Source organism: Lactiplantibacillus plajomi, assembly GCF_005405405.1.
GTDB lineage: Bacteria > Bacillota > Bacilli > Lactobacillales > Lactobacillaceae > Lactiplantibacillus > Lactiplantibacillus plajomi.
In genome coordinates this window covers 1-3,298 of record NZ_BJDZ01000056.1, presented here as the reverse complement: position 1 = coordinate 3,298, position 3,298 = coordinate 1, and the positions used below count along the sequence as shown (strand labels likewise).

The window sequence follows — 3,298 nt, the reverse complement described above, 5'->3', positions numbered from 1 at the left end:
TTTTTTTTTCAACGATTTATAACCCTAATAATACACCGAAAGCCTATAAAATCAAGGAATACAAGCCCAATTAACCCCAATTCCAAAAACTAGTTGTTGCTAATAGTATCAAGATAAGAAGAAAACGCCAAAAATTGGCGTTTTTAAACCCCAAAAAGACAGCTCAGCAAAAACCGCTGAACTGCCTTTTTTAAAACCTTGGGTTTCACCCAAACCTGACCAGCTGAACCAGCTGGATCGTAACGCTTGCCGCCGCTGGGCTCGGGGAAACAAGGGCTTGTTTCCTGCTCATCAGGCTTTGGGGTTAATTAGTCTATCAACTCCTTAAAGCCTCCAAGAGGGGCTAATATCGCCTGTAAGGCTCAATAAGCCCCTCTAAGTCGATTTACCGTTGACAGACATTGAAATAGCCCACTGCTAGTTAAAATCGCTTATAACGCAAATATAAACTTTTTAAAGCTATCCCAATAATTTCAACGTTCAAAATGGAAAAAGTTCGAAGGAGCTCGCGACTGAACTTTATCTGTTTTGAATGTTCCAACTGACGCAGTCAGTTTCGTTTGAGCAACGCGAATTCTGATACAGGGTTTAGCACGATTTACCCCACAAGTATTGAGTGGGGTGTAAGTGCGCCTTGCCTTGAACCTTGCCTTGAATTATTTTTTGATAAATAAAAATAGCCAAAAAAAAGACCGGCTCTATCTAACAGCCGGTCAGCCGTATCAATTTTGATACTTTTGGTGTTGAATGCTTATGTATTCTGAGTTTATCTGTGATTAGTCTTTTTCCGTTGGTCATGATTTCCCAAACCAACCAAATTATCAGCTTTCAATTTCTGCATTCTGGCGACCACATAACTCATAACGCATACCCCCAAATTCCGGTCATCTTCCAAGTAAAGTATAACCCACTATACTTTACTTCGTAAAGGTGGGCTCTGCGAGGCAGTAGCGTTCTCCCTTCCTACTAGGGAGAACTGCTATTTTTCTGCGCCTATTATCCGGCTAGAAAAACCTCCGGCGGGCTATTGCATAGCGAGCGCATTTCATGCAGAACTCTACCAAAGCTGCGTAAGCCAAATATCATATTAATAAATAAATTATCAAAGACAGCAAGCTTTCAACTCTTCCTCATAGCAGAGTATAATTAAAACAAAAATATAGAAAATACCTTCAGGAGGAAAAAAGAATATGGACATTATAAAAATTATTGGAATATTGATACTTTTTGGAATTGGAGCCTATTTTATGAACGGTGGCTGGGCAGAAAATTTAGGTAGTCTTTATCGAAACTACAAGGAATCACATCTTTCTCTCTATCAATTCTGGAAAACAATAGCAAAAAAGCACTAGTAATATTACTAGTGCTTTTCAATACATAATCTATTAATTATTGATTTCCATGAGCTACAACTTTATGCGTTTTTAAATCTATATGCCACCAATGTCCCTTACTTGCATTAATGCTTGCTAACGTACCATGAATTCCGGCAGCTGCCCCTGGGTCCATAGGCATTCCCCTAGCAGCCAGTAAAGCTTGAATAGCATAAACTCCTCCCTGACCACCATATTTCATCAATTTAACAATAGCTGAATTAACACCAACAGTTATCCTTGAATGACCCTTATAAGTGTATTTGTGCAACCAATTTGAGCCCTGTCTCAGCATATCCTGATTAAGAGCACTCTGGTATTCTTCTGGTGATAAGATTGATTGAACATCTACACCCTGCTTTTGCATGGCATCAAAAATCTCTCTATTCGAAATATAGTACGTAGCATCATCATTATCATTAGCTTTAACAGTTTGTACAGACGAATCATTGCCTGAAACATCAGATGCTTGTACATTCAAAGCTGGCAAAGTCAAAGATATCCCAAGCAATGCAGCAAGTGACAAAGATATAATTTTACTACTCATTTCATATTCCTCCTTTACCCAAAACCTAAACCAAAAAACCACATAAAGTATATAACGGCTCTTCATTTTTGTTAATGATTACACACACAATCAAAAATCACCTTAGATGACTCTCAAAATTTAAAAACTATCTTCCAATACTTCACAATTTTTCCATCTATACAAAATAATTTTGTTTGGTAAAATCCCATTTCGCCACAACTTCTTCCGCTGATTCTAATTCTTCTTTGGTGTAATCTTCATCACCAATATGAATTAAATCGCCATTCTCAACATCTTCCAAATGCAAATCTTGCTTCACTCGTTTCAGCAAGCCACCATAACTAATTCGGCGTGTCCCAGCTAAGGCATATTCCAAATCTTTAATAACGGATAAATTCTGTTCATCATCAGCCTTCATATAATCAGCTGATTTCACTTCATACTTGGCGGTTTCTTCGGCACTAGCTTGCAGTGAATCAGACCCCTTACGCTTATTAGCTTTTACCGCTTGCACATGCACCATGGGTTCATAATCAACTTTCAACGCTTTTTGCCACAACTTTGCCCAATCAGCTTGCTTAATATAATTATTCGAATTCTTAAAATAACTTGATTTTACAAATAACAACACATGCAAATGTTGATTATAAGAGCCGTCTTGTTCACTGACCGTTATTTCCGTTGAACGCAAATAACCTAACAAATTTTGCGTTATTTTTTTATAGCGCATTAATTTATTAAAAGCCTTTGTCATTGCTCGTAATGACTGCTTTAATTCTTCCGCCGTCATCACATTTTTTACCGTTAACGTTAAAAATAAAAACCGACCAGTTGGTCCACGCTTAATGGTTTCCGCGATAATTTGTTTTAACTGGCTTGAATTTTTCATGCTCTTTCTCCAATTGCAAAGCGGACACAATCGTTTATGACAAAACCACGTTTGATAGAGTTTTAAGTGATCGCCAATCTTACGAAAGCGCAATACTTGCCCACAACCACGAATATCATGGGCCCGCTTAAATTCTAAGATTGATAAATAATCGGCATAACGTACATTTTCAATCTTCCGTTCTCGCCAAGGTCTTACTTTTCCATTTTCGGTTTTATCTTCGAAAATTTCTGACATAAAAAAGCTCCTTCCGCTTTACCACGTGAAGGAGCTGACTATCATTTTCAATAAGGTAGCAGCCTTGACATTAAAGGGTTTGCCCCTTAAACTATAACTACAACTACGAATAATAATCAACTCACGTACTCGGTCGCCAAACAGAGATTCTCACGTGGGTTTTTTATTTTGTTTTTTTTTCAACGATTTATAACCCTAATAATACACCGAAAGCCTATAAAATCAAGGAATACAAGCCCAATTAACCCCAATTCCAAAAACTAGTTGTTG

3 protein-coding genes are annotated in these 3,298 nt (G+C 37.6%); 1 reads left to right on the top strand and 2 read right to left on the bottom strand.

The window, feature by feature from the left end:
• The first annotated feature begins 1,190 nt into the window (after nucleotides 1-1,190).
• Nucleotides 1,191-1,352 carry a hypothetical protein gene (locus tag FFM82_RS13620; RefSeq protein WP_170178312.1) on the top strand — a complete coding sequence of 54 codons (162 nt, stop codon included), beginning with the start codon at nucleotides 1,191-1,193 and terminating at the stop codon, nucleotides 1,350-1,352.
• Between the two features lie 37 nt (nucleotides 1,353-1,389).
• On the opposite strand, the gene FFM82_RS13320 is transcribed toward FFM82_RS13620, so the two are convergent.
• Nucleotides 1,390-1,920 carry a hypothetical protein gene (locus tag FFM82_RS13320; protein WP_137646233.1) on the bottom strand — a complete coding sequence of 177 codons (531 nt, stop codon included), beginning with the start codon at nucleotides 1,918-1,920 and terminating at the stop codon, nucleotides 1,390-1,392.
• Nucleotides 1,921-2,077: 157 nt separating this feature from the next.
• Complete coding sequence (locus tag FFM82_RS13315; RefSeq protein ID WP_137646232.1) at nucleotides 2,078-3,028, bottom strand: protein rep; 951 nt, start codon at nucleotides 3,026-3,028, stop codon at nucleotides 2,078-2,080.
• Nucleotides 3,029-3,298 lie beyond the last annotated feature (270 nt).